The 26,637-nt window shown below is 44.0% G+C and carries 23 protein-coding genes and 1 tRNA gene; 10 read left to right on the top strand and 14 right to left on the bottom strand.

What is annotated here, in order from left to right; genetic code table 11:
- Nucleotides 1–23 precede the first annotated feature (23 nt).
- Nucleotides 24–677, top strand: coding sequence for a tRNA (guanine(46)-N(7))-methyltransferase TrmB (trmB, locus tag DLM76_RS06275; protein ID WP_118964696.1), 654 nt, complete (start codon nt 24–26; stop codon nt 675–677).
- A gap of 147 nt (nt 678–824) precedes the next feature.
- Here the strand turns inward: trmB and DLM76_RS06270 are convergent, their stop codons facing one another.
- From DLM76_RS06270 to rsgA, 5 genes are all read right to left on the bottom strand, one after another.
- On the bottom strand, nt 825–4,418 hold the full coding sequence (locus tag DLM76_RS06270; RefSeq protein ID WP_118964695.1) for a tetratricopeptide repeat protein: 3,594 nt from the start codon (nt 4,416–4,418) through the stop codon (nt 825–827).
- Nucleotides 4,415–6,040, bottom strand: a complete 1,626-nt coding sequence (locus DLM76_RS06265; protein WP_118964694.1) for an LIC10124 family lipoprotein — start codon at nt 6,038–6,040, stop codon at nt 4,415–4,417. Before DLM76_RS06265 ends, DLM76_RS06270 begins: the two co-directional genes overlap by 4 nt.
- Nucleotides 6,041–6,191: 151 nt before the next feature.
- Nucleotides 6,192–7,121, bottom strand: coding sequence for a FecR family protein (locus tag DLM76_RS06260; RefSeq protein ID WP_118964693.1), 930 nt, complete (start codon nt 7,119–7,121; stop codon nt 6,192–6,194).
- 133 nt (nt 7,122–7,254) lie between these two features.
- Nucleotides 7,255–8,565, bottom strand: a complete 1,311-nt coding sequence (locus tag DLM76_RS06255; protein WP_118964692.1) for a hypothetical protein — start codon at nt 8,563–8,565, stop codon at nt 7,255–7,257.
- The gene (gene rsgA / locus DLM76_RS06250; RefSeq protein WP_118964691.1) at nt 8,562–9,518 is read right to left on the bottom strand and encodes a ribosome small subunit-dependent GTPase A; all 957 of its coding nucleotides are present in this window, start codon (nt 9,516–9,518) and stop codon (nt 8,562–8,564) included. Before rsgA ends, DLM76_RS06255 begins: the two co-directional genes overlap by 4 nt.
- Before the next feature lie 18 nt (nt 9,519–9,536).
- On the opposite strand from rsgA, the gene DLM76_RS06245 reads away from it, so the two are divergent.
- Genes DLM76_RS06245 through thiD form a run of 3 tightly spaced genes read left to right on the top strand, consistent with a single transcriptional unit; the run spans nt 9,537 to nt 12,624 of the window.
- Nucleotides 9,537–11,354 carry an ATP-binding protein gene (locus tag DLM76_RS06245; protein ID WP_118964690.1) on the top strand — a complete coding sequence of 606 codons (1,818 nt, stop codon included), beginning with the start codon at nt 9,537–9,539 and terminating at the stop codon, nt 11,352–11,354.
- Nucleotides 11,355–11,356: 2 nt separating this feature from the next.
- A complete protein-coding gene (locus tag DLM76_RS06240; RefSeq protein WP_118964689.1) occupies nt 11,357–11,770 on the top strand; it encodes an MGMT family protein in 414 nt (137 codons plus the stop codon).
- Between the two features lie 44 nt (nt 11,771–11,814).
- On the top strand, nt 11,815–12,624 hold the full coding sequence (gene thiD / locus DLM76_RS06235) for a bifunctional hydroxymethylpyrimidine kinase/phosphomethylpyrimidine kinase (RefSeq protein WP_118964688.1): 810 nt from the start codon (nt 11,815–11,817) through the stop codon (nt 12,622–12,624).
- Between the two features lie 7 nt (nt 12,625–12,631).
- Here the strand turns inward: thiD and DLM76_RS06230 are convergent, their stop codons facing one another.
- From DLM76_RS06230 to hisB, 7 genes are all read right to left on the bottom strand, one after another.
- Nucleotides 12,632–14,449: a DUF885 domain-containing protein gene (locus DLM76_RS06230; protein WP_118964687.1), complete on the bottom strand. Its 1,818-nt coding sequence runs from the start codon at nt 14,447–14,449 to the stop codon at nt 12,632–12,634.
- A 75-nt stretch (nt 14,450–14,524) separates the two neighbouring features.
- Nucleotides 14,525–15,931, bottom strand: a complete 1,407-nt coding sequence (locus tag DLM76_RS06225) for a PP2C family protein-serine/threonine phosphatase (RefSeq protein WP_118964686.1) — start codon at nt 15,929–15,931, stop codon at nt 14,525–14,527.
- Between the two features lie 6 nt (nt 15,932–15,937).
- Complete coding sequence (locus tag DLM76_RS06220; protein WP_118954405.1) at nt 15,938–16,462, bottom strand: zinc ribbon domain-containing protein; 525 nt, start codon at nt 16,460–16,462, stop codon at nt 15,938–15,940.
- A gap of 17 nt (nt 16,463–16,479) precedes the next feature.
- Nucleotides 16,480–17,700 carry a vitamin K epoxide reductase/DsbA family protein gene (locus tag DLM76_RS06215; RefSeq protein ID WP_118954406.1) on the bottom strand — a complete coding sequence of 407 codons (1,221 nt, stop codon included), beginning with the start codon at nt 17,698–17,700 and terminating at the stop codon, nt 16,480–16,482.
- A gap of 89 nt (nt 17,701–17,789) precedes the next feature.
- The gene (gene hisA / locus DLM76_RS06210; RefSeq protein ID WP_118954407.1) at nt 17,790–18,515 is read right to left on the bottom strand and encodes a 1-(5-phosphoribosyl)-5-[(5-phosphoribosylamino)methylideneamino]imidazole-4-carboxamide isomerase; all 726 of its coding nucleotides are present in this window, start codon (nt 18,513–18,515) and stop codon (nt 17,790–17,792) included.
- Nucleotides 18,512–19,144, bottom strand: a complete 633-nt coding sequence (gene hisH, locus DLM76_RS06205) for an imidazole glycerol phosphate synthase subunit HisH (protein ID WP_118964685.1) — start codon at nt 19,142–19,144, stop codon at nt 18,512–18,514. Before hisH ends, hisA begins: the two co-directional genes overlap by 4 nt.
- Entirely contained in the window at nt 19,141–19,722 is a 582-nt protein-coding gene (gene hisB / locus DLM76_RS06200) for an imidazoleglycerol-phosphate dehydratase HisB (protein ID WP_118954409.1), read from the bottom strand. Before hisB ends, hisH begins: the two co-directional genes overlap by 4 nt.
- Nucleotides 19,723–19,839: 117 nt before the next feature.
- On the opposite strand from hisB, the gene DLM76_RS06195 reads away from it, so the two are divergent.
- The 5 genes from DLM76_RS06195 to DLM76_RS06175 all read left to right on the top strand — a co-directional run bounded on the left by DLM76_RS06195 (nt 19,840) and on the right by DLM76_RS06175 (nt 23,643).
- Nucleotides 19,840–19,923 (top strand) — tRNA-Leu (locus DLM76_RS06195).
- 750 nt (nt 19,924–20,673) lie between these two features.
- Nucleotides 20,674–21,366 (top strand): TetR/AcrR family transcriptional regulator, encoded by a 693-nt coding sequence (locus DLM76_RS06190; RefSeq protein WP_118954410.1) that lies wholly within the window; start codon nt 20,674–20,676, stop codon nt 21,364–21,366.
- Complete coding sequence (locus DLM76_RS06185) at nt 21,363–22,028, top strand: rhomboid family intramembrane serine protease (RefSeq protein ID WP_118954411.1); 666 nt, start codon at nt 21,363–21,365, stop codon at nt 22,026–22,028. The genes DLM76_RS06190 and DLM76_RS06185 overlap by 4 nt, the downstream gene beginning before the upstream one ends.
- Nucleotides 22,029–22,141: 113 nt before the next feature.
- Entirely contained in the window at nt 22,142–22,576 is a 435-nt protein-coding gene (locus DLM76_RS06180) for an NUDIX hydrolase (RefSeq protein WP_118954412.1), read from the top strand.
- An 11-nt stretch (nt 22,577–22,587) separates the two neighbouring features.
- Nucleotides 22,588–23,643 (top strand): hypothetical protein, encoded by a 1,056-nt coding sequence (locus DLM76_RS06175; RefSeq protein WP_118964684.1) that lies wholly within the window; start codon nt 22,588–22,590, stop codon nt 23,641–23,643.
- Between the two features lie 115 nt (nt 23,644–23,758).
- Here DLM76_RS06175 and DLM76_RS06170 read toward each other — a convergent pair whose 3' ends face one another.
- Nucleotides 23,759–24,886, bottom strand: a complete 1,128-nt coding sequence (locus DLM76_RS06170) for a TolB-like translocation protein (RefSeq protein ID WP_118954414.1) — start codon at nt 24,884–24,886, stop codon at nt 23,759–23,761.
- Between the two features lie 26 nt (nt 24,887–24,912).
- Entirely contained in the window at nt 24,913–25,518 is a 606-nt protein-coding gene (locus DLM76_RS06165; protein WP_118964683.1) for a hypothetical protein, read from the bottom strand.
- A gap of 40 nt (nt 25,519–25,558) precedes the next feature.
- On the opposite strand from DLM76_RS06165, the gene prfA reads away from it, so the two are divergent.
- Complete coding sequence (prfA, locus tag DLM76_RS06160; protein WP_118964682.1) at nt 25,559–26,623, top strand: peptide chain release factor 1; 1,065 nt, start codon at nt 25,559–25,561, stop codon at nt 26,621–26,623.
- The last annotated feature ends 14 nt before the right edge of the window (nt 26,624–26,637 follow it).

Genomic DNA, 26,637 nt, shown 5'->3' with positions numbered 1-26,637 from the left:
GTAAAATTCTCTGACGATAAACCATGATCCAAGATCTCGAACAAAAACTTTGGTCGATCGCAGGCGGTATTCCTTTCGCTTCGGAATATTTTTTGCAAGCTAGCCCTGTAAGGAAACTGAAAAAAGAAAATTTATTCTCAAAAGAGTTCGAGACATATTTTTTAGAGCTGGGTTCGGGTTGGGGAGAAGTCGCAATCTCTCTGGCGCGTCAAAGACCGGACACCGGTTTCGTTTTGATGGAGAAGAAATTCGATCGAATCCGTCATACGATACGCGGAATCGAAAAGCACTCCCTCGAAAACGTGAAAATTCTCTGCGTTAACTTCAATTGGTTTCTGGAAGACGTGTTTGAAGAAAACACGTTTTCCGAAATTCTTCTGAACTTCCCCGATCCTTGGCCCAAACGAAGACATCATAAGAAAAGAACGATGAACGCAAAATTCTTGGAATCGCTTCGAATCCTTCTTCCGGAAGGAGGCAAGTTTTCCTTTGCCACCGACTACGGTCCGTACGCAAGAAAGGCCATCCGGCTTTTCCGCGACTCGGACCTTTTCCGCCCGGAAACGGCGGAACTAAGATTGGAACGGAGTGAAATTCCGGTTTCTCACTTTGAAAGAAAGAAACGGGAAGAAGGAAAAAGAATCTATTACATCGACCAGATTCTCATCAAAAAATAATTTCCAACAAACCGTAAGACGCGGGTCGGAAAAGTAAGTTCGTAAAAACTTCGGAACGATAAACGCATCCCGCTTACAAAAGAAAACGCCGAACTTTCCAAAGGAAAATCCGGCGCTCGGTAAAATCGAAATTCTTCGCTTAACGTTTTAACGATACACCAAAGAATAAACCTTACCTTCCTCGTCTTTGAGAGGATAAGTCCAAATCGGTTTGCCGTCGATTCCGTAACGAATCGCTTTGCCCGATTTGAAAAGAACGATCCCGTCGTCTTTTTTACCCGGAAGAATCCCTTCGATGTCCGCCGCTTCCACCGTAAACGAAGTCACTTTGAGCGAACCGGATTCGATCCGATAGACCTGCTTGCCCGCATGGAACCAAAGATACGGAGAACGAACTACAAACTGAGAAGCATTTTCGCTCGGTAGATCGATCGAAGAAACCTTGTCGTTATCAATGGAAACGATCTTCTTACCGGAAAGAAAGAAAAGTCCCGTTTCATACGAACCGAGATAACGGAGTTCTCCGCTTCCTTTTTGAGAAATCTTTTTTGCGTTCAAGTCCTTTAAGGAAGAATCATATACTTGTGCTTGGATTCCGTCTTTTTGAGTTACCGAGAACAATGCTCCTGATTTGATAGCCGACCAGAACGTTCCTTCGAAAGCGATCGAACCGTTCAACTCAAGTTGATCCGAGTAACTATAAATCTTGGAAGTTTTTCCGGAAACGACTTCGACTAAAATGTTTTCACCGGAAAGATTCGCCTTTTTGACTTCACCGCCGGGTAGCTTCACGTCTCTCAAAATGATTCCGGTCTTTAAATCCATTACTTCGATTTTCTTTTCGGAAATTCCGATCAAACGTTTGTCCACGAGAAGGAATTTATAAGGAACGGAAGTTTGAATTCTCCAGTGACGAACGCCGCGGTCCTTATCCAAAGATTCCACGCTGGTGCCGTAATTCAAGATTACGGAATTGTTGATTAACAACGGAACTCCGATCAGTTTTCCTCTGCTTTGGTAGGATTGAAGAATGACCGGAGTATCTTCGTCTGCAATCACCAATCGTTCGGCTTGTGTGGCGTGTGGGGAAGCCGGGAATTTTTCCGCGAGTTCTCTTCCTAAATCCAGAACTTCCTTTTTAAACGTAGGATTTGCCATCTTCGTTTTTTGTTCGGAAAGGATTCGGATCAAAGCAAAAAGATTTCTTTCGTTTCTTTCTAGATCGAGAGCTTTACGGATTTCTTTTTCCGCCTGCTCGAGATCGCCGCGTTTGTAATAGATATAAGAGATCTGATAATGAGCGTCAGAGAATTCCGGATTTTTCTGGATGATCTCTTTGAAGATCGTGATCGCCTCGTTGTAAAGATTATCGTTGAACAAAATGATCCCGATGTTGTACGGCGCGAGCTCGTTTTCGGAATCCTGCTGCATCGCGGTTTCAAATTCTTCCTTAGCGAGTTTTTTGTTTCCGGAATGATAAGTGGAAATTCCCTTTCCGATTCTCGCCGCAACGAAGTCGGTGTTCAACAGAAGAGATCGATCAAACGAATCGATCGAAGCTTCGTATTTCTTTCTTTGAAGATGAATGATTCCCATCTGATAATGGCTGTAATAGGAATCCGGTTTTTTGGAGAGAATCTCCTTAAATCCTTCTTCCGCTTTGTCGATCTCCCCTTTTCGGAGCAAGAACGCATTGATCGCTTCTCTTGTCTGAATATTACGGGTTCCCTGAGGCGGATTTTCCAGCATGGAAATCCCTTTTTCTTCGTTTCCGAGGGCCAAATAACATTCAGCAATCTTAATATACAAAGTAAGTTTTCCGGTTTTTTGGAACGCTTCCTGATAAAGAGGAATCGCTTTTTCGTATTGATGCGAATCGAAGGCCCGGTTTGCCTTTTGAATGGTCGGAATTACGATCGCGAATTTTTGGTTTTCCTGAATCGTCTTTCTTGTTTCCGCGATTTCGGGAATATCTTTGGACAGCTTCTCCGCTTTTCCGATCCAATTCAAGGCCGCGTCGTGATTGCTCTTTTCGTTTTCTTCGAGAGAAATCTTATAATACAACATCGCAAGACGGAAGTTGACCGCTTCGTTGGTCGGAAATTTTTTCTGAAGATTTTTATAAACCGTTTCGGCCTTTTCGTATTCTTTTTTATCCTCGTATGTTCTTCCTAAAACGATCGCCGCAGAGGGATCGTTACCGGTTAAATTTTCTAGTTCTTTCGTGTATTGATTTGCAAGCGTTTGATTCTTTTGGGAAGAATAAAGACGAATCAATCCTTGAAGAGCGGGAATGTTCTGTTTATCGATGGAAAGAGCTTTTTTAAAATTCTCCTCCGAAGACTTCGGTTCGCCGGACACGAAATACAATCGTCCGAACGCGTTGTAAACGGAAGGTTCTTCCGCGGAAGCCTTCTTCGCTTTTTCGTAGAAGGATTTTGCTCCTTTGAAATCGCCTTTTCGGAGATGCCGATCCCCTTCATAGATTTGTTCGGAAACGTCGATGAACGCGAGGATTTGTTTTTTATCGGTTTCGGATTTTAACGATTCGACTTCCCTTCTCGCCGCTTTATAACGATTTTCCGCGATTAAAAGAAAGACCAAGTTTGCCACCGGTTCCGCGAACGCAGGATCAAGTTCCTGGGCTCTTGTAAAATAAACGAGGGCCTTTGCGGGTTCGCCGAGAGCCTTCATGTTCAAACCCATCTGATTTTGATAAACCGCATTGTTCGGAAATACGGAGATCGCCTTTTCCAAAACGGAAACGGATTTTCGATAGTTACCGGTTTTGTAATGTACCGCGGCGATTCCGGAAATCGCTTCCTGATAATCCGGCTTAAGCGCGAGAGAAGTTTCGAAAGACTTCAATGCGGCTTCGTATTCGCCGGTAAGAATTCTTGCGTTTCCAAGAAAGATATACGGCGCAGGGTTTTTCGGATCGTTTTGAACCGCGCTTTGAAAATGAGAAGCGGCTTCCTTATAATTCTTCTTTCTCATCGCTTGATTTCCGTTTTCCAAAGCCGAAGCGACTCGGGTCACAGAAGCGGATTTTTTCGCGGACAACAACTCAGGATCATTCTTTCTTGCTTCTTCGAAATAAACTTCGGCTTCTTCGTATTTTTTAAGCTGAACCGCCGCATCACCGAGCTGCATATTTAATTGAGCGGGAAACGCGAATTCCTTTACCGGAATCTTTTTCAAAGTCGCATACGATTGTTCGAACTTACCTTGATTCTTTAAAAGAACCGCCTTCTTAAAGGAATAATTGTATTTCTCTTTAACGGGAAGGGATTCCAATTTTCCGTAGACTTCGATCGCGTCCTCGTTCTTTCCTTCCGCAGTATAAATGATTCCTAACGTAAGAAGAATCTGTTCGTTTTCGGGATCGACCTCGGTTCCTTTTTTAAGTGAAACGAGCGCGTCCTGATTTTTACCGAGTTTATATTCGGAAATCCCGGCGAGATAATAACCGGGCGCGGTTGGATACGTGTTTATGGCGAGGTTCGCTTTTTCAAGAGATCGCTCGAAGTTTCCTTTTTGAAAAAAGGAATTTCCTTCATTCAAAATCTTTGATACTCGTTTGAGTTTTTCGCGGGCCGCGGAATCCTTTTCTAAAATGGAATCCTGCGTCTGAGACTTGCGGAAATCCTTGCTCAAACAGTTGACGGTGAATTGTCCGCCGATCAGGACGAGAATGGAAATTAATACGACATTCTTTTTCATGGAATTCAGACCTTTCATTTGTATCCCTTGTATTCGATCTTGAGGTTTCTAAGTGGAGAACGTTTCGAAAACTTTTCTCCTCGGGTGAGAACGGAAATTCTCCAGACGCCGCCGTTCGGCTCGAACTTATCTTCCAGAACTTTGGAATAACCCAGATACAACCGAATGATTCCTTCTTTCGTATCCGTTACGATTCGGAAGGGGCGCCCGTCTTCTTTCGTTTCTTGTTTGAATTTATAGGTTCCTACGTTATTTCCGGTGGAAGGAAAGGAATAAACGCTCAATCGTTCCTTTTCGTATTCCAGACTGATCGTCTTTTTCGGAGTGTGAAACGAGATCGCAACAATTCCGGAATCCAATTCGGAACTGATCGGAAGAATTCCTTCCAGTTCGAGATTTTCCGGAACGAACGGAGCCGAGAAAACTCCGTACCAACCCGGAGGCAAAGAGGAAGAAACATTCTGAAAATCTAATGCTTTTCCGGAAAATGCCTGAAATCCTTTTTCCCCGGAAAGTTTCCAGAATTCGGGTTCGGAAACAAGATTGTCCGTTTTATAGGGCAACGCAATTTCGGTGATCTTATCCGCTTCGACGATCAATTGTCCTTCGTAATAAACGAGAGGACCGTTTTCGGTATCACGCACCAGTTCTAGCTGCATCGCGCCTGGAGAGAGGTTACTTCTGTAAAACGGAGTTTCTCCGGTTCGAAAGCCGTCTAACGCGACTTGAAGCGCTTCCGGAAAACTCAAAATTCTCAAGCCGCCGAGAGTTCTATCTTCTTTCCATTCTTGATAAATGGAAACGGTTTGTCCCGAACGAATCTGCAAAGATTTGACGATATCCTTTTGTCCGGGACGGGTGATTTGAATCTGTTGCAAACCTTCCGGTAAAGGATAATTGCGAAACGAAGCGATTCCGATCTTCTCACCTTGAAACGTAACTTCCGTATCCGCGGAAGAGGCGCTGAAAGAAAGATAACCTTGAATCGATTTCTTAAGGATAGAATCGATCTCGCCGGAACTCAAAGATTTTTCCCAAATCGGGACCAAAGAAGACTTCGGATCCAGCGCGAGAACTCCCGAACCGTGTTTCAGATAATAAACTTGATTGGCCTGAAGATCATCCTGCATCTGAGGAGGTTGAAAGGAAGCGTCTACGGTTCCGTATACGATTTCCTTAACCGGGTCGGTGATTTTTTGAGTTACGGCCCACTTTCCGGAAACTTCGCGGATATCGGTTTTGATCACCGCGTCGACGTTCAAACGTTTCAGTTCTTGAGAAAGCAGGGAAGAATTCTTCCAGGACGCATCCGTTATGCGCGCTTGCTTGCCTTTTACTTTGGCCCAGATCAAACGAACCTCGTCGCTCAAAAACGAAGCGAGTTTCGCATCCATCTCTTTAGGGACGTTAATGGGAGCTAACGCGAAAATAGGAACGGCGTTCCCCGTTTTACGGATCTTATAGTCCGTATCGGAGCTTCCTCCCAACATCGCCTCTTCCTCTTTGAGGGCTTTGAAGACGGGCTCCTGCAAAACGGAATTGAAATTTTCGATTTTTTGAACGGAAGAACAATCTATAAGGATTAATAAGAATAGAATATAGAATACGAAGAGTCGTTTTGGGTTAAAAATAAATTTCATAGGAGTCAATAATTTTCCACCTAGTTGAATGAGAAATCCATTATAAAAACTTTCGGGGGATCGATCATCCGTAATTTTCGATGATCCGGCTAAAAATAAAAAAACCGGGGAAATTTCCCCGGTTTATGCGGTGTTCAGGGTGGGCTGAAACTTAGAAAGTTTCTTTCGGGTTTAATTTCAGCTTTTCCTTTTGTACGTCTTGTTGAACGTATTTGGTTTCATTGACTGCCTTAGCGGTCTTTGTCACTTCATCGGCGTTGTTGCGATTCGCTTCACGCTTTTGAAGTTCGGCTTTCGCCTCTTCGACGGAACCGGATTGGCTCAAAATTTTCAGTTCTTCGCTGGAAGATTTCAGTTCTTCCACAAGTTTTCCGTATTCGAAGGTTTCGTTTTTATGAAGAACGATCAGCTCCTTCATTTCGGTTAAAGAATCTTTTTGAAGAGAACGAATCAACTTGTCCGTAAGTTTTTGATTCTTCTCGATTCTAAGTTCGCGATTCTTGCTGAGAATGACTTCGGATGATTCTCCCTTTTTAGAAACCGCGATTGTTCCTTCGATCACGGCAAAACGAACGGTGCAATTTTCTTTTGCACAGTTGATTTTGGATCCTTCTGGACTTTCTACGGAAGTTAAGAAAGAAGTTCCTCTAACACCTGCAAGTGCGGTCGGAGTAGAAACGGTAAACTCGGTGCTTTTCTGACCTTTTTTGACCATGGTCACGATTTTTCCGTAGTTCACTTGAACGTTTGTGTCCGATCCATTAGGATTCATGAGAGTGGAAATCTCGATGTCGGAATTTTTGGACATCTTAATAATACCGCTGTCCGCAACCATGATCTCCGCTCCGCCGTTGGATCCGGTTACAACGCGGTCGGTGGAAGCAAGCGCGGTTCCGAGTTCGGCTTTTTTCTCACCGGCATCGGAAAGAATTTTTACATCACCGAGAACCCATACGATTCTCGCTGCTGCCGTATCAGACTCGGTCTTTACTTGGTCCGTACCGGATGATTTATTAGTGCTACAAGCGATGGATAACGTAAAAAATACGCAAGTCACCGCAATCCATAGAGAACGATTCATATTAACCCCCGAACTGTAAAAAGATTGCATTCTAAACAACAGGCTTACAAGAAAAAAATTGCAAGAATTCAGATTTAGTTATACCACAGATAAAACTAATTTCCAGAAAAAATGCCCTAAATCAAAGGATAATTCAGGTTTTCTTCGATTTTTCCGGTTCGACGTGAATCGAATCCAATTCTTCTTCCAGCTTGCATTTCGGATAATTATCGATCGGAAGACTTGTTCCGACCCAGCCGAACGCTTCCTGGGCAGTAATTACGTGAATGTCCCAACCCATAACGATGTTCGGGCAACCCCAAACCTTATTTTTGCAAAGAACCTGACTGGATTTCGGCTTCGGATACGCCCAGGCGGACGGAGGATACATACATTTCATCTCCACTTCCGCGATCTTTCTCATTCGTTTTACGTTGACTTCGAATTCTTTAAAAATTGAAACCAGAGGATTTGCGAGAAGTTCGTCGAAATATTTTTTGGAAGTGTTGTATGCTATGTAATACACTAACTCTTCCATAACATAATCCTTGTCAGCCGCATTGTGGCTGACGTTTGCGATGTAACGCGCCAATTTCAGAGCGTCTGTTAAGAGCGCCTGGAAAAAGTCGTAGGATTTTTCGGGAATTGCGTCTTCTCGGGATTTATCGTTTTCTTTCGAATCGCTTTCTCCGTCGTTCGAAATGATATCGTCAAAAAAAGCTTCGTCCGGATTCTCTTGACCCGACTTATCGATCGAAATCGGTCTATCGGGGTTATCCATCATTCCGAGCGGCATGTGGCTGGAAATCGCGCTGTAACTGAATTCAACAAGATCCAATTTTTGTAATATATCGGAACACTTTTGAGCAACGCGGACTTTTTCGCTGTCTTCTGCGGGAAGTTTCGTGAATCGGTCCGCATTGATCCGCGGAATATCCATCAGAATTCCGGCGGTAAAGGCGTATCTTCGAAGAAGACGAAATTTCATCGTATCGGGGATCATGACGATTCCGAGGGTCAAAAGCCCCAGCTCGCTGATATATCGAAAGAAGTTTATATTTTGATTATATACTTTTAAAAGAGCAAGAACGATCTTTTTGGAAAGAAGAGAATTTCGGATGATGCCTTTGTAGTTATAAGTAGTATTCTCATACATGAATTTCAGGAATTTCATTTCCGAAATCTTGAGCTGATTTACGATCTTGATCGCGAGAATATTCTGTATCTGTTCTACGAGTTCTTTGTTTAACTTTACTTCGAATTTAGGAGTATATTGTCCTTTGATGTCCTTCAGCCGGGCGAGCGCGGACTCTTTTACCTGCACTTCTTCCTTTACGAGAACGTTTCCCGAATTGTCTTCGATCGGGGAAAGAAAACGAATCATCGATCCCGTTTCGAATTCTTTCGTAAAATCGATCAGGTCTTCAATGGAATCAAATTCCAGATAAGAATGCGTCACTTTCATTTTGAAATTCTATCTCTCCGTGTGACTCTATGTGGATTATCAAGGCTTGCGATCATCGATTCCAGACTTTTCTTTCTTTCCGAAGTTATAATTTCAGTGTCGAGAGCGGATAACATCGCACAATGAGAAGATAATTTACAACAATTTGATTCTTCACAATGCTTTTTTTGACTCGCGAGCTCGGGAAAACTCTCCAAGATTTCCTCTTTTTTTAGATGGAGAATCCCCCACTCCTTGATTCCGGGAGAATCGATCAAAGTCGTTCCGTCCTCCATAACGAGCAAAAGGGAATTCGTAGTCGTATGCTTTCCTTTATCCTTGGAAACGCTGATCCCCGAAGTCTTTTGAACCTGCTTTTCGGTCAGCACATTGATTAAAGTAGACTTCCCAACTCCCGAATTTCCGACGAGAAACGTCGTTTTTCCTCGAAGATATTCCCGCAATTCGGGGATTCCTTCGCCCGTTGAACAGGAAATTCCTAGGGTTTGATAACCGAGATCTCGATACATTTTCGAACGCGTTTCCGCTTCTTCTTTCGAGGCCAAATCCAGTTTCGTAAAAACGATCAACGGAAGAGTTTTAGAAGTAAATACCGCCGCCAAACAACGATCGATAAAACCGTCCTTGGTTTCGGGAGATTTAAGAGAAACCAAAACCGCGGTCTGATCCGCATTCGCGCATAACACCTGCGTGTCGCCTTCGCGGCTCTTCCGCGTCAGGAAAGAATTTCTTTCCAATCGTTCGGAGATCACCCAGTCTTGGCCCGCGGAATGTTCCGCGAGAATTTTATCTCCGACAACGAACGGATGTCTTTCCTCCGCTGAGATGGTCCGGAGCTTACCGCGCAAAAACGCTCGTACCGTTCCGCGCTCCGGAGAATAAATTTCGTAGTAGGCTCCGTAAACGCGGGAAATGGTAAAAAATTCTTTGACTGATTTATCCGACTCTAACATGATTCTTACGCGTTTTCTATGTCGACCCAGAGACTCAACGCCTTAGGGCCAATCGTTTATCTGATTCTTTTGATAGCCGGATTTCAGCTTATCTCCGTGCTAACTTTACAGTCATTCCATTTCTTTTCTTTCGAATCCTACAGAATTCTCATCACACTTCTCCCCGGTGTGATCCTAGGATTTATAGTCTACATTCTTTCGATCCGAATTTTAAGAAGAATTTCCGGAAAATTCTTAGGAAGAATCTTTCCGTTTCTTCAGTCCTCGAATACCGAAATCGTTCGTTATCTTTCCGTTTTGGATCAGTTTAAGAACGATCTGATCGCCACGAACTTAACTGCGCTCGTATGCGAAAAGATTTTGAAATTCATTCAGACGATCATTCCCGCAAAAAAGGTCACGATCTTTTTATGGAAGGAGGAGATGGGAAAGTTCGCTCCGTTTCCGGACGAAGGCGAAATTCAATTCTTTATCTTTGATCCGTTTTTGCTTTGGGTCACCGAAAACGATAAGATCTACGATCTCAAGGAATTCGAAACCAATCCCGGTTTGAGTAAGATCGCGAAATCCGCGGAATCCTTTTTTACGAAGACGGAAGCGGAACTCGTTGTTCCTTTGATTTTAAACCGAAGTCTTTTAGGTATGATCGTTCTCGGAGAAAAGAAGAATCGAAAAAAATATTCCTCCTCCGAAATCGAAAAGCTCAACGAGATCCGCTCCGTTTCCGTGATGTCCCTTTCCAATGCGATCTTTTACGAACGTTTGATCGAGTTGACCGAAACCTTGGAAGAAAAGGTAAAAAGCCGGACACACGAATTGGAGAACGCTCAGTCGCAGCTCATCATGTCAGAGAAGATGGCTTCTCTCGGGATCATGGTTGCCGGAATCGCGCACGAAATCAACACGCCGGCCGGCGTCATCAACGGGGCCGCGGACAATCTCGATCAAAACATGAATTATCTCGTAAGAAATATCTTCGACATCGTTCTTCTTGCGAGAAACAGAAAGCTGCGTAAGAATTTCGAACTCGCCCTTCTTCATTTGCTTCGTGATAAAAAAAATTCGGAATTGGATTCGCGAGAAAAATTCCGTTTAAAAAACGAGCTGAAGGAAGAGATGAAAAACATGAACTTCGGTCCGGCTCTTACTTCGGAACTTTCCAATTTCATCATAGAGAATCAGATCGGAGAGGAACGGAAATACATCTACAGCATCATTCTTAAAGACGACGACCGCGGTTACTTGATGCTCAAAAACGCGACGAATATCAACCGGAATATCAAAAACATACGTTATGCGATTCGAAACGTGGTTCGAATCGTAAAGGCGCTGAAGTCCTATTCTCACTTGGATCAGTCGAAAACGTTTTCTCCCGCGAATATCATCGAAGGTTTGGAAACGACGTTGGTAATTCTTCATAACCAAGTGAAATACGGAATCGAAGTGATTCGAAACTTTCAGGAAATTCCCCTCGTCACTTGCAATCCGGACGAACTCAATCAGGTTTGGACGAATCTAATTCAAAACGCGGTGCAAGCTATGAAAGGTAAAGGGAGAATCGAGATTTCCGTTTTTCCAACGGACGGCACCGTGATCGTTCAAATCGAAGACGACGGTCCCGGAATTCCTGCGAGAATCCAGGATCGAATCTGGGATCCGTTCTTTACGACGAAGGATCAAGGAGAAGGAACCGGCCTCGGTCTTGGAATCGTAAAGGGAATCGTTGAAAAACACAAAGGGAAAATCACTCTGACATCCAATCCGGGTAAAACCGTTTTTCGGGTGGAACTTCCGATTAACCCGGAAGCCGTTCCAACGGAAATCGCACATACGTAGTCATGGTTTTAAAAGCGAAACTCAAAACAAAGACGCATAACGTGAAAGAGGAAACGGATTCTTCGGAGACTTCTTTTTTTAAGGAAGTATATGCGCTCGTCAAAAAAGTTCCCCGAGGTAAGGTCACTTCTTACGGAAGAATCGCGGCTCTTTTGGGAAAACCGAGAGCGTCGCGCGCCGTCGGTTATGCTTTGAACGCGTTGTCCAAAGGTCAGGAGCAAAAAGTTCCTTGGCAGAGAGTGATCAACGGCCAGGGAAAAATTTCATTTCGAGGAGATACGGGTCGTTCGATTCTGCAAAAGAAAATTCTCGAAGACGAAGGAATCCGTTTCAACTCCGCTGAAACGGTAGATTTGAAAGTTTTCGGATGGCCGGACACGATCCCGCACAAGAGCGCTCGCAAAAAAAGAAAATAAAATTTTTCCTGGTTTCTTACGACCCGAAATTGGAAGATTCGTCAATGACTCATACCAACAAACCAGTAACTCTTACGATCGCCGGCTCGGATTCGGGAGGCGGCGCTGGAATTCAAGCGGATCTCAAAACATTCACCGCATTGGATACTTTCGGAACATCCGCGATCACTTGTTTAACCGCGCAGAATCCCTCCGGCGTAACCGGCATCTTAGAAGTGGATGCGGACTTTTTGGAAAAACAAATTACGGCTGTTCTCGATTACTTTCCCGTCCAAGCGATCAAAACGGGAATGTTGTTTTCAACTGCGATCATCGAAAGAACGAGTTCGCTTTTGACTTTGCGAAAGAAAGAAGGAAGGATATTTTCCTTAGTGATCGATCCAGTGATGGTTGCGACCAGCGGCGCCAAACTTTTACAGGATTCAGCGATCGAAGCCCTGTTGACGAAGTTGATTCCGATCTCCGATCTCATCACTCCGAATCTGGACGAATCGGAAATTCTTTCCGGAAAAAAAATCTCAAAGAGCGACGAAATGCCGGGCCTTGCGGAAGAAATATTCAAAAAATTCAAAGTTCCAGTGCTGCTCAAAGGCGGTCACTTGCAAAACGAGAAAATCGCCCTCGATATTTTATACGATGGGAAAACTCTCTCCAAATTCGAAAAACCGTTTATCAGCGGGTTTTATCCGCACGGAACGGGTTGCACGTATTCTTCCGCGATCACATCCTATCTCGCACACGGTAGAACGTTATTCGAAGCGGTGCGTTCCGCGAAAGAATATCTTCATGCGGCCATCGAACAAGCCTATACCGCCGGAAAAGATAAAACCTTGAATCATACTCCTAAATTTTAAAACGAACTCATTTGATTTCGTTTAACAATTCGGTTTGTACGAGATTCTCCAGAATCGTAAGAGGCAAGGAGCCGCTGTCCAAGACGACGGAATGGAATTTTTGAATGTCGAACTTTTCCTTTTGATGTGCGCGAACTTTTTCCCTTAGTTCGAGAATCTTCAACATTCCCAATTTATACGAGCAAGCCTGCCCGGGATAAACGATATATCTTTCGATCTCGGCCGTCACGTCTTTAGGAGCCATTCCGGTATTGGTCATCATATAAGAGATCGCTTGTTCTCGGCTCCATCGTTTGTAATGAAGTCCCGTATCGACAACGAGGCGAACCGCTCGAAACAACTCCGCCTGTAGCCTTCCTAAGTCCGCATAAGGATCGGTAAAAAATTCGTAATCCTTTGCAAGACGTTCCGCATACAAAGCCCAACCTTCCACATAGGCCGTAAAGGTGATCGTGTTTCTAAAACGGGGAAGTCCTTTCAATTCCTGCATAATCGCGATCTGGAGGTGATGTCCAGGAATCGCTTCGTGATACGTCAATGTGTTCATTCCGAATTTCGGAATTTCCTTCGTATCGCGAAGATTCGCATAAAATACTCCCGGCCTCGAACCGTCTAACGCCGGTTCGTCGTAATAGGCTCCCGGAGCGGTTTTTTCCTTAAAGACCGGAATTCTTTCCACTTCGACTTTGCTATTAGGCATTCTCAAAAACAGAGGTTTCGTTTTGTCTTCGGATTCCTTTAGAATTCTCTTATATTCTTCCAATGCCTGCAGTTTTCCTTCTTCCGTATCGGGAAACAGAAAACGGGGATCTTTTCTGAGTTCGGCCATTGCGATCGGAATCGGTTGATTCTTTCCGATACTTTTTAAGATCGTCTTCATCTCGTTTTGAATCCGAGCGACTTCGGACAATCCGATTTTGTGGATTTCTTCCGGCGGCAAATCGGTGGTGGTATGTTTTTTCAATTCCTGAGAATAATAGGAGTCGCCGTCGGGAAGTTTCCAAACTCCCGCTTTGGAATCGGAGTGTTTTTTCTGTTCCAAAAAAAGATTTAGTAATTTTGAATATGCCGGATAGATTCCGGATTGGATCGACTGTTCGGCTTGGTTCAAATATCGACCCTTCGTTTCTTTGGAAATCGAATCGAGCTTTCCTATCTTTCTTTCCAAAGCCGCGTAGAGAAGATTTTTCTTCGCGGGAACTTCGGTGAATCCTTTCACCTCGGAGATCAAACGATCCAAAATAAAATCAGGCGGAAGAATTCCGTTTTTATCCCGATAAAGAATTCCTTCCAAAAGCTGATCGATCTTTTGCGGAACCGCGTCCAGCCTCGCGATAAAATTCTCCACGTCCTGAGAATTTTGAATCGGATGTTGGGTCGCCAAGAATGTAGGAAGCTGACTTTGAACGCCGAACAACTGATTGGCCGGATAATCATGGAATAAAAACCGTTCTCCCGAAACTTTTAATCGAAGAGACCATTCCAAGATTTCAAAGGACAACAACTCCTGGCCGGACAAACCTTTCTTGCCATAGGACAAAAGAGTTTCAAGATTCTTCTTTGCTTTTTCCAAATCGCGGTTTTGTTTGTCGATAGATATGTCCGTTAGTTTTCTTTGATAGCCGTTGATACCGAGTCCGTTTAAAACGCCGAGAGAAGTCAGATATTCGGGATCGTCCAAAACGGATTCCCAAAACATCTTTTCATAAAATAAGCCGAGGGTGAGCGGTTTAAAAAAAATCGTATGAAACAATAACGTCAAGGAGAGCGAAAGTAAAATCAGAATTCCGATAAGAATTCTTTTTAAATAGGAGTGATTGGACATAGTGAAACAAAATACGAAAAGATAAAAAGAATGAAAATTCTATTTTCGTTGTATGAATCGAAAGTGAGAAATTTTTTATCGAATCGTATCGGGGATTTGAATCGAGAGCACGGTTAAATCGTCCTGAAAATTGTTCTCCTTCGTGAAATCGCGGAGGTCTTCCAAAACCAGATCGACGATCTCCTTTGCGGATCGACCCAGATTCTCCCGAATCAAAGCTTGAAGTCGTTCTTCCCCGTAAAATTCCTTCCGAGAGTTCAGCTCCTCGAACAAACCGTCTGAAAATAAGAAAAGCCGATCGCCCGGTACAAGTTTTTGAATCCGATCCTTATAGATCGAAGCCGGAGAAAGCCCGATCATTCTCCCCGTTTTATGCAAAAGCATAAACTCGGAATCGTGCAGTAAAATTTGCTCGGGATGACCAGCGGACGAATACCGCAACACTCCCTTGTTTAAATCCAAATCCGCGAGAATACATGTGTAATATAGATTCAAAGATCGGAACTTGGAAATGAAATCGTCATTCAAGATTTCTAATATTTCTCCGGGACGTTTTCCGGATTGTTTTACGAACTCGTACGCGACCTTGATCGCCATCGTGATCAAAGCGCCTTGAACCCCGTGACCCGTTGCGTCCGCGAGAAACAAACGATATGTCCCGGGACCGGTTCGGGTTACGTCGTAAAAATCACCGCCGACTTCGTCCTTGGGAATGTATTCGGCGCGAATTTTCAACTCGGAGAATTCTTCATACCCGGAAGGAAGCATACTCTTCTGGATTCTTTTTGCGGTCGAAAGATCCTTTTTGATGATGTGAAACGATTTATTCAACTGAGCCATCAGTTCTTCGATCGTTCTCCTTTCTTCCGAAAGTTTTCGTTTATCCTTCCTAGATTCGCGCAAAAGTTTTTGAACGGTCGACGTTTGTGTCTTTAAAAATCCGGAGGCTTCGCTCATCCAATAAAAGTATAACAATACCGTTACTAGGAAGACGATAAAAAAGATCACCAAGGTCCGATCGCTCAGACGTACGGGGGAAGTTCCCGCGATTCCGGTAAAATAAAAAACGAACAGAGCGAATGCGTAGATCAAGGCCCCGAAGATAAAATATCTTCGCTCCATTACTCCGAAGGAAGCGAGATAGCCCGCGTAAAGCGTCGTAATCATTACGACTAAAAAATCGGGAACTTGAACTGTAAGCCATGCGTTGCAAAGCAACATCGGAACATACCAGCAGTAGAAAGAAAACTTCATCCATCTCTGAAGATTCCATTTTCCTCGCGCGAGCTGATAATTCAAAGGAAGCGCGGCCGTGATATTTAATACGACAAGAAGCGTGAGTTCGAAATAAGAAACCTTTTCCAATCCTTCCGTATCGAAAAACTTAAGAATGGAAAATAATACGGATACGAACAATCCTCCGAAAATCCAGTTCAACGTGACCGGAAGCCGGAGCGTTCTTTTTAAATTTGAGAAATTCATAAATTTCTAAATTAGCGGAACGATGATTAGGGAAATAAAGGAAATCAATAAAGTCCAGATGCTCGCGGAAGCCATAGAGAACCAAAGGGAATTCTGCCATTGAATCAAAGGCGTCGCGACGAACAGGATCATACCGAAATACGAAAGATACGGAGAACGATCATAGAGATGTTTTTGCCATTCTATAAATCCTTCCTTGAAGTCCTTTACGTCTCCGCGAAATTTCAAGTCCAAGATCAATTCCCCGATCCAACCCGATATCGAAAAGATTAGCGTCCATAAAAAGAATAATATAGAAACGGAAAAAGGAATCTTTCCAAGCCAAAAAAAGAAGTGAAGTACCGGTAGAAGCAAACCCAAAACGGGAAAGATCGGATAAAGCAGCTTTGTCCGAAAGAATTTACTTTCGGAAACGTATCGATACCAAGGAACCGAACCGGGAGTTTGAAACGATCCGCAGAAGACGCACTGAACGGACTCGGCTAAAATATGAGTGCCGCAGTTTCTGCAGAATCGTTTATCCGTCTCCATGTTCGAACGATAGAACGTCAGCTTTGTTTAATCAGCTGATTGATCAGTTGGTGTAAAAAGTCTACGTCCGGTGTTCCGCTCTTCGGAAGCGGTTTGTTGTTGATGAACAAAGTCGGAGTGGAATTGATCTTCAATTGTTCCGCCTCGTCCACTTCCCGATTGATCTGATCCCTGATCTTGGAAGAACTCATACAGGCGCGGAACTGATCCATTTTCAATCCGTTCTTTTCCGCAAGGCGGCTCACGGTTACGGCCGTGTGCATCACACCGGCTTCGTTGTCATCGTATAACCCTGTGTAGACCGGATAAAATTTGTTCTGTTGATTCGCACAAAGCGCGGCGCTCGCAGCGACGCAGGAACTCGCTTCCGGGGATTTTCTTCCCACGAGACGATTGCAGTTTCCGTCCAAAGGAAAATTCTTATAAGCGACTTTGATGATTCCGTTGTATTCACTCAGGAATGATTTCAAAATCTTGCTCGTGTGCATACAATGACCGCAGTTAAAATCAGCGTATTTTACGATCGTAATCGGCGCGTTCGGATCGCCGACGACAGGAACATCCTTCAGATCGATCGAAACGGTCGCGGCGGTTTCAAATTCCTTCAACTGTTCGGGAATGGATTTTTCTCCGTTTGCAGCGCCCGAAACCAATCTCGCGCCGCCAGTGGAAATTCTCCCTCCATAAAGGCCGAAGACGAAAAAGGAAAGAACCACGATCAAAAGATTCAATATATTTCCGTTTAATGAATTCGTAACCGATTGAATCGATTTATCGGAAAGTTTTTTAAACTCGGAAAAGTTCACGGCGAGAAGCGCGATCGTAACCACGTACGTTGCGACGCAAAGGCCGCATAACGCTTTGATCACTCCGACCGAAATAATGAACAATCCGGCATCCGCAACCAAACCGAGAACCAAAACGTAAAACGCGAGTCTGAGATTGGATTCGGCCGTTTCTTTTTTGATTTCTGATAATACGAAAAGGAAACCTACGAAACCGTAAAATACAAAGCCGAACAAAGCGATCGGAATATCGCCTAAACCGGGAACGTTCCGGATCGCGGAATAAGAACTTTCGGAAACCTTGTCGCAGGAACCGGATTCGCTCAATGCGTTGCAGAGAGTTTCGCCGACGGAGCTCGGATCTCCGTAATATTTTTGAATCAATAAAAACGAAAGAAGCAGTCCTAATGCGGAAAGAATGATGGATATTTTATTTTTAGAAAGTTGGCTCATGAGTTTCCCCGATCCTTTAAGATCGATTTACCTTTATGTATGGTTCCTTTTCAGATGAAAAGAAAAAACTAATTTCGAATTCGGTTTCCTTAGATGGAAGAGATCGCTTCCGCAAGATCCAGCTTTCCTTCGTACAACGCCTTGCCGGTAATCACACCGAACAAAGGAATCTTCGTATCAAGCGAGGAAAGATCCATAAGATCCTTTAAGGAAGAGATTCCTCCCGAAGCGATCACTTGAAACGGATAAGAATTTAAAATCTCTCGATAGGCTTCCAAATTCGGCCCTGCCAGAGTTCCGTCCTGAGCGATGTCCGTAAAGACCACGTGTTCGATACCCGCCTTTGCGAGACGTTCCATTAGATCTCGGTAATGAACGCCGGAATCTTTTTCCCATCCCGCGATCTTTACGATACCGTCGCGCGCGTCCACCGCTACGACGACTCTATCTTTTCCGTATTGATCCAAGGCGTATTTCAAAAGATCCGGATCGGTCACCGCGGCCGTTCCCAAAATAAAACGATCGATTCCGATTTTATCGTAATAAGCGAGTTTTTCCTTGTCCCGGATTCCTCCGCCTAACTGCACTTTGAGGGAAGTCGTTTCACGTATTTTCAGAATGGAAAGCTCGTTGATACCGAGTTGATTTCTGGCTCCGTTCAAATCGACCAAGTGAAGCAAGGTCGCGCCGTTCTTTGCAAAACCTTCCGCGAGTTTCCAAGGTTCTGAGGAATAGATTTTCTTTTCTTCGTAATTTCCTTTGAAAAGACGAACGGCACAATTATCTAATAGATCGATGGCGGGAATGATGATCATACGGAATGAATGAAATTCTCCAAAAGTTTAAGTCCATGAGTATGAGACTTTTCGGGGTGGAACTGAGTCCCGAAAATATTATTTTTTTCGACTACCGCGGGAAATTTTTCCTGATAGTAATCGCAAAGACCGGTGATCGCGTTTCCTTCCGCGTCCGTCGGTCTGTAAGAATGAATAAAGTAAAAGAAGGATTGATCTTGGATTCCTTTTAAAAGAACGCTCTTCTCCTTTCTGCGGATTTGAAGACGGTTCCATCCGATATGAGGAACCTTAAAGTCTTTGCCTTGAAACTTTTTGATCTTTCCTTTGATGTAGCCCAGACCTTCGATCTGTTCTTTTTTCGTACCTTGCGCGGTCTCTTCGGAAGATTCGAAAAGAATCTGAAAGCCGATGCAGATTCCGAAAAGAGGTTTTCCCGCGTTCACGTGTTTGTCGATCGTTTCGCGAAGACCTGTGGAATTCAAATTCTCCATAGCCTTATCAAAGTGACCGTCGCCCGGCAATATTAGAGCTTTTGAATTTTCGATGACAGAACGATCATTCGTAAAAACGTAATCATTCGTATAAAGCGAAACGGCTTTGATGCAGGAATGAATGTTTCCCATTCCGTAATCGAGAATGGCGATCACTCCAACACTCCTTTCGTAGATGGAATCGTGCCCGCAGCGGCCGCGTCTTGTGCGATCGCCATTCTTAACGCCTTACCCAAAGCCTTAAAGATGGATTCGTGAATATGATGCCTGTTATCACCGTAATGAACGACCACGTGGAGATTCATCTTCGCGTTCAATGCGAGTTTTTGCAGAAACTCCAGAGAAAGTTCCGCGTCATAGATTCCGAATTTTCCGGTCAACTCGGGGCCAGTGTATTTAAAAAAGTAACGACCCCCCAAATCAACGGCAACGGTTGTTAAAACCTCGTCCATCGTCAGAGTAAAATGTCCGTAACGAAAAATCCCGGCCTTATCGCCGAGTTGTTTGTGGATCGTAGATCCCATTAAGATGGCGGTATCTTCGACCGAGTGGTGGCAATCGATCTCGATATCCCCTCTCAGCCAGAGATTCAAATCGATCAAACCGTGTTTGGAAATATGTGAAAGCATGTGCTCGAAAAAAGGGATCTCGGTATCGAATTGATACTTACCGGTTCCGCGGAGATTCATCTCCAATTTGATCTCTGTTTCGGACGTTTTTCTTTCTGCTTTCATTCTAACTGGATCATAGAATCGGAACGACCTCCGTGTCAATGAATTCCAAAATAATGGATGACGGAAAACCCGAGTCTCCCGAAATTGTAAGAGCAGTTTCTCACTGCATTCCACCTCGCCGAAGTGGCGGAATTGGTAGACGCACTGGCTTCAGGTGCCAGCGATCGCAAGGTCGTGGGGGTTCGAGTCCCTTCTTCGGCAGAAATAGTCATAACAACAAAACAGAGGACTCGAAGCTTTTGAGCGAGAGCATTTCAAGCGACTCATAAGGAGCGAAGAAATGCGATGTGAGTCCATGGATGGACGAACACGTGAGAAAGACGTCGTGGAGCTTAAGTTTCCAGGATGGAAACTTGCGAAACGACGAGTCCCTTCTTCGGCAGAAATAGTCATAACAACAAAACAGAGGACTCGAAGCTTTTGAGCGAGAGCATTTCAAGCGACTCATAAGGAGCGAAGAAATGCGATGTGAGTCCATGGATGGACGAACACGTGAGAAAGACGTCGTGGAGCTTAAGTTTCCAGGATGGAAACTTGCGAAACGACGAGTCCCTTCTTCCTTCTCCCGTAATAATAATCCATTTTCCGACCGCTGCTTGGAGTTCCGATCCACGATCTCAAAGTCGTTTCAAAACGCTGCGCTGCTTCAATGGTTCTCGATTGTAAGAATTACGGAAAATGAATCTCGGAAAAATTCGTTCCAATTCGATCGAGATAGCCGATTTTTTTAATACCAGGAAATTCATCGGAACCAAAGGGGATTTTTGAGAAACGTAATGGGAGAATTCAATCGAATTCGAAGATGAAAACGTTTTCAAATTTTAGAATGAATTTCAGTTTCAATCGAATCGGAATCTCAAAACAATTCATGTTTACATGAATAACTTTTCTTGAATTTATCCAACGAGATCTATAAATGGAGACAGATCCTCTTGGGGACGGAGATCGGAATTGATTTCAAAGAAAACAGTCAAAGCAAAGAAAGTTATCAATAACGAAACAGGGAAAGATCCGTCTCTTCTGAACCCGCGAAAAGAACCGTCTCAGAAACGATCCATCGATCGTGTTCAGAAAATTTTGGACGTAGTCGCCGTTCTTTTGGAAAGGCACGGAGCGGAAGCGATCACCACCAATATGATCGCACTCGAAGCGGAAATTCCCATCGGATCCTTGTATCAATATTTCCCGAACAAACACGCGGTTCTTAACGCGGTCGGACAAAGGCATTTGGAACGAGTCAACCTGATGCTTTCGGCGATTTTTGAATCCGATCTCTCCGGAAAATCCTGGGAAGATTTGATCGACTCAGTGATCGATTCTTTTGCGAACTTTTATCTAACCGAACCGGGTTTCGCTCCTCTTTGGTCTTCCATGAAACAGGACCCGGAGCTGATCGAAATCGACCGCGAAAACAACATTAAGATTGCGGAAAATGTTTCTATGATTCTTTCCCAATTCAACGTCGATCCGGCCGAAAATAAAATCATCTCCAGAATCGTCGTCGAAGTTACGGATGCAATCCTCAACCGCTGGATTCGCGAACAAAAAGATAAGGAATTTTCAAATCGAATGATCATCGAACTGAAGATTATTCTTAAATCCTATCTTACCCGATATTTTCCCGAAGGACAGGAAACGCTTTGATTCGAATTCTCCTTTTTGAATTTCCTCTCACAACCTTTTTCGTTTTTTTGAATGTTGCGACTTTTTTTCTCGTGAACATTTTCGTTCCCGAACATCTGATCCGGCTTTATTTTCTCAATCATCCCGGGAGAATTCATCCGATCGCATGGATCGGCGCCGTATTCTATCACGGAAATCTAATACACTTATTCGGAAATATGTTTTATCTTTTCTTTCTCGGAAGAGCCGTGGAATTCAAAGCCGGTAAGGGAAGATGGCTGCTGTTCTTTTTTATGGCGGCATTGATTTCATCTTTGTTGGACTCGTTTATTCGAGGCGTCATTCTCCACGACTCGACCCCCGTGGTCGGCGCGTCTGGCGCGATTTCGGGCATCGCCGCAGTCGCCGCTTTGCTTTCTCCCTTCTCGCTTCGTTTCAACGGAAAGAATATTCCGTTCCCGGTTTTTCTCGTCGCTTGGATCATGGTCTATTCCGATATTACGAACGTATTTTCGGAGGATGGAATTGCGCGTTGGGCGCACTTAGGCGGTTTTATCTCCGTGATCTTTGCAGCTTATTTTCTAAAACCAACGGAACGAAAACAGCTTCATTCCGGATTTATTCTCAATCTGATTTTCATCATTCTCACCCTGATCTTGGCGTTCTTTTATACCAATCGCTGACATTCGATCGGATCATGGCTGACTCGACTTTGAATAGCAAACGTAGATAAAAATGATTGTCAGCCCGCCAAAAATATAAGCCCCTGTAGGAAACTCGGAGAACGATTCATCCCTTGAGCAAACACGGCTTTTTTCAAATCACTCAAAAACTTTTTCTCAGAAAAGGGGACGAACTTCTCATTCTTCGAGACCGTAAATCCGGCTTAGGAGACCTTCCCGGCGGAAGAATGAACGAAGACGAATTCTTCCAAGACTGGAATCTCAGCATGGAACGCGAGATCGAGGAAGAATTGGGTTCGAAGGTTCAAATCAAAGTTGCGCCGAAACCGTTGTTCGTTCACAAACATAGAGTCAACGAAGGAAATTTTCCCTGCATCATCATCGCGTATCACGCGGATTTTCTCGGAGGAGAAATCGTTCTTTCCGACGAACACGACTACATCGCCTGGGAAGACGTCCGCACTTACGAGCCGAGTCCGCTTTTTACGGAATACATGCTCGACGCCGTAAATCTGTATCTTAAGGAATATGCATCTTTAGTGCATTAGAAAAATAGAATATGACTCCTTTTTGGAAAAACGCAATTACCTCGTTGATCTTGATTCCGATTTTTTTCGGAATCGCTTATATCTTTTCGGGAAAACCGGTTTCTTCCGAACAATACAATTCGATCCCTAATAAAGAATATCAGATTCTCGCGAGCGGTTACGATCGAAACGCCGGAAATATTCTCGTTATTCAACCCGAATGGAAACTGGAAGATTTTTCTTCCGAAGAACGATTTTTAAAATCGGTGGAAAGTCCTCTCAAACAGGCGAAACAAAAAGGACTTTTAAAAAAGAATACCCTCGTCGTTTATCCGGCTCATACCGGAAGTTTTTTGTATTTTTTAAATTCCCGTCAGGAAATCTTCAAACAGTCTTCGTTGGAAGAAGCCTTCCGTTTGATTCAATGGGAGAACCTCTTTAAAAGCCTGATCGGTTTAACCTCCGGAAAAAAATCCGATCCTTATAAAGAAGCCGCCGCTACCTACTTGAGAATTTTTTCCAATCTCTCCCGAACCTACGGAGTTTATATTTTGCCCGGTTCGATTCTTCTGCCGATTACAAACTCCGAATCCGACAATGCCGACAACGCATTACAAACAACCTGGAAAGAAGCGGTTTATATTTTCGATCCGAGCAAATCGATCACTCTCAAAGACGCGATCTTTGTAAGAACTCCTTCGGAAGCTTGGAAGAAGAAGTTGGAAAAATTGAAGTCAACGGAAAGTTCCACGGAAAACGAAAACACTGAAAGACCGTTGGCCGTATTCCAATTTCCGTTCGCAAGATTCGGAATCTTTTATCTGGAAGATTTTAAGAATCCCGAATTTCAAGAGAGAGTGAAAAAGACGTTCGTATCCAGAGTGATCGCGATCGGAGAAGATTCCTCCGAAGCGGAACTGAAAGAATGGGCGGCTAAATCCAATATCGAATCGACGGTTCGTATGATTCCTTCCGGTTCGTTTTTAGATCGGAATTACGGAGGAGGAAGTTATATCAAAACCAGATACGGCGCTTCAACCCCCGGCGTAAATAGCCGAGAACCTTTGATTTTAAATTTATTTCTCTAAATTGTTAAACGAAATGCGCGCGGTGTAAAAACGAAGCCGGGCCGACCGATTCCGTGATTCCTATAAACCGATCCGAACACCGATCTTGATTTTCGATCAACGAGAAATCGATCCGTCATTTACTGCGAACTTCTTCGTAGAGTTTCCAAATACTCCAATCTTCCGGTTGAAAGTCCAGCTTGCTTAGAAGCAGTTGTCCGGGTTCGTTTTCGCAAACGATCCGATCGTCTCCGGTTAAATAAGCGCGTTCACAAAGAATCGGAAGATTCTGACTTTTCTTAGCCGGACCCCAAAGATGAACCTTCCCTGAATATCCGGAAAGAAATTCGTTCTTTTTGGAAAGTTTCCAAGGATTGATTTCCTTACGACTGACGGTAAAAAGTTTCGTAATGGAAGGTTTTCCTTTCGAGGAAAAGTTGATTCTTCGGAGATGCAGTTTTCCGATTTCACCGCCCACGTAATACGCGCTTTCTCCGTTTCCATAATACAGGATCGGACTCAAAATATCCTTATCGATCTTCTCCGCCGTTTTTTGAGAAGGATGAAACCAGTATAAGTTGTAGGCGCCCGCGTTTCCGGAAAAGATCAGAAAAGAATTTCCGGAGGGATACATGAGAAATCTCGTTTTTAAATTAGGAAACGGTGATACGATTTTTTCCTTGTTTAAAACGAGAACGGGCTTTCTCGGTTCCACGGTTTTTTCTTCGTAAAGATTGTCGTCGACGAAGTAATAAATTTTGGAACCGTCCGGCAAAATCGAACCTCTGCTTTTGCACGAAACCTGCGCGCCGGCTTCGTAGGAAAGGCTCGAATCTTTTAAGGAGATCGCGACGTATCTGCAACCTCCCGAAGCCTGCATCGTATATTCGACAAGCGCATAGTTTGCGTTTTGTGAAAGAGAAAGGTTCGAAGGAGTTTGATCCAAGCTGCGGGAATTGGTTTCTCCCGTGGCAAGATCCTGAAAGTAAATTTTCTGGTCCTCGGTCCAAACGAGTTTCAAACGATCGCTCGAAAATTCGATGATACGCGCCGAATCGGGAGCTTCCGAGGAAAGAATCTCATCCCGGTCTTTAGGCGACTGAAGTTTTTCTTTCAGCCTTTCGGAAGCCTTTTCGTATTTTTCCTGTTCTACGAGTTCCTGAATCTCTTCGATAAAAGTTTCGTGACTGCTTTTGCAGAGATTGAAAAAAAGGATCACAACCAACGCAAGGATCGTATTCTTCGCAATAAATTCAATTTTCATAATATAGTTAAAAAGTTCTTACAAGCCTATTCTGCGATTCGGCTCGTAAATTCCAATTCCTTTTGAAAGAGTTCGGATGCCCTTCTTCCCGTCGTTTTCGTATCCAAAAACGAAATTCCTCCGTTTAAGATCGCGCCGATATACGGAAGCCAAGCATACTTGGAGGAGGAATTTCCGTTTCTGCGGAACAACTTCCAACCGAGGTGAAACCCGATCGAACGAAGAATTTCCAAAGAAGCGGGTCTAACTAATACGCGGCTTCCTGCGTCTCGGACAAGGGAACGAATCAAGGCGTGATTCTTATCCGGAAAGATGCAATAACTCATAATTTCGGGAGAAACTTGAGATTCCTTTCCGTAAAGAGCGGCGATGTCTTTTACAAGATGACCTTGGATTCTATAGAATAAGATCATTTCGGGTATCAAAGTCAGGTAGCCGAGATGTCGTTTCGGAATCGAAAGCCCTGCGCTGATCGCCCCGGCTCGGATCGAAGCCTTTTGAACGCATTCCTGAACAAAATCGGAAGGATCACCCACGGTTTTACCGAACGGACTCCGATAACCTCGAAGGTCTGTCAGTAGCGATAAGAATTTTTCAGAAAAAGCTTCTGCGACGGAAATATGGTTTTCCATAGAGTGCGTTGATTTACAAAGGAAAGGTCGAGTTCATTCAATGATAGATAGACTTGAAAAAATACAAGAAAAATACCTTCGAATCAGCGAAGAGTTGAATCTCGCGAAAGATCCTTCCGCGTTAAAGAATCTGTACAAAGAAAGATCCAGGCTCACTCCTCTTTATCTCAAAGTGGAAGAATATCTGAAAATCCATCAAGATAGAAAAGACGCCGAAGAATTAATCCAGTCCGAAAAGGACGAAGAAATGCATTCCATGCTCAAGGAAGAAATCCGTCAGGCGGGTGAAAAGCTGGAAGAATTGGAAAAGGAACTCGAAATTCTTCTCTTACCTCCCGATCCGAATTCGGGAAAGAATATTCTTGTGGAGATCCGCGCCGGAACCGGAGGAGAAGAAGCCGGTTTGTTCGTGGCCGATCTTTTCCGAATGTATTCCAAATTCGCGGACAAACAAAAAATCAAAACCGAAGTCATCGATTCATCGCCTACGGGAATCGGGGGTTTGAAAGAAATTATTTTCGCACTCGAAGACGATCGCGCTTACGATCTTTTTAAATTCGAAGGCGGTACGCACCGCGTTCAAAGAATTCCGAGCACCGAGTCCGGGGGAAGAATTCACACGAGCGCCGTCACGGTTGCGGTTCTTCCAGAAGCCGACGAAGAAGAAATCGAAATCAACGAAAACGATCTTCGCATCGACGTCTATCGATCCTCGGGTGCGGGCGGTCAGCACGTAAACACGACGGATTCCGCGGTTCGAATCACTCACATTCCGACTGGGGTTGTGGTCGCTTGTCAGGATGAAAAATCACAGCATAAAAACAAAGCCAAGGCTCTTCGGATTTTGAGCGCGAGAATTCTCGAAAAACAAGCCGAAGATAAAAAACAAGCATCCGATGCGATCAAGAAACAGATGGTGGGAAGCGGAGATCGTTCCGAACGAGTACGAACCTATAACTTTCCGCAAGGACGATGCACCGATCATCGGATCGGATTTACGAGCCACAATCTTTCCGCGATCATGGAAGGGGAACTGGACGAATTGATCGGAGCTTTGACCGAAGAAGATAGAGCGCGTAAAATTTCGGAAACGCAAACTCATTGAAGAATTTCAATCGA

The sequence above is a fragment of the Leptospira yasudae genome (genome assembly GCF_003545925.1).
Lineage (GTDB): Bacteria > Spirochaetota > Leptospiria > Leptospirales > Leptospiraceae > Leptospira > Leptospira yasudae.
Note: the sequence above shows the minus strand (reverse complement) of the source record. Positions and strands in the feature narration are given on the sequence as shown.